This is a genomic window from Halomonas sp. ALS9 (genome assembly GCF_001651035.1).
Classification (GTDB): Bacteria; Pseudomonadota; Gammaproteobacteria; order Pseudomonadales; family Halomonadaceae; genus Vreelandella.
The window spans coordinates 1-797 of sequence record NZ_LXRG01000184.1 but is presented as its reverse complement, the minus strand read 5'-3'; the positions used below and the strand labels follow the sequence as shown (position 1 = coordinate 797).

The 797-nt window shown below is 57.2% G+C and carries 1 protein-coding gene; it reads left to right on the top strand.

The window, feature by feature from the left end:
- Positions 1–702, top strand: a 702-nt coding sequence (locus tag A6R74_RS13930) for an electron transfer flavoprotein subunit alpha/FixB family protein (RefSeq protein WP_064235102.1), incomplete at its 5' end; no start/stop codon positions are given.
- Positions 703–797 lie beyond the last annotated feature (95 nt).

The window sequence follows — 797 nt, the reverse complement described above, 5'->3', positions numbered from 1 at the left end:
CTGCTGGTCGAACTGGCGGGTGATTACACCCACGTACTCGCTAGTGCCTCTACCACTGGCAAAAACGTGCTGCCGCGGCTAGCGGCACTGAAAGACGTTAGCCAACTGTCGGATGTTATCGCCGTGGATAGCGCCGATACTTTCAAGCGCCCGATTTACGCGGGTAACGCCATTGCGACGGTGAAAAGCGACGACGCGTTAAAAGTCATTACCATTCGTTCCACCGGCTTTGACGCGGTGGGCGAGGGTAACAGTGCCCCCGTTGAAGCCGTCGATGCAGTGGTTGAAAACAGCCAGTCCAGCTTTGTTAAAGAAGAGCTGGCGGCCTCGGATCGCCCCGAGCTGGGCGGCGCCAAGGTGGTCATCTCCGGTGGTCGCGGGATGGGCAACGGTGAGAACTTCAAGCTGCTCGACGGCATTGCCGACAAGCTGGGGGCCGCCATTGGTGCTTCCCGGGCCGCGGTGGACGCAGGCTTTGTGCCCAACGATATGCAGGTCGGCCAGACCGGTAAGATCGTCGCCCCGGATCTGTATATCGCCGTGGGTATCTCCGGTGCCATCCAGCACCTGGCGGGTATGAAAGACTCCAAGGTCATTGTTGCGATCAACAAAGACGATGAAGCACCGATCTTCCAGGTGGCTGATTACGGCCTGGTCGGCGATCTATTTGAGATTCTGCCGGAGCTTGAGAGCAAGCTGTAAACGCCCTGAAAAGAGTCTCGTAAAAGCCCCGTAAGGGGCTTTTTAACGACCTTACAATAACAATAGTGAGTTGCCCTATGCTAACGCGCCTAACC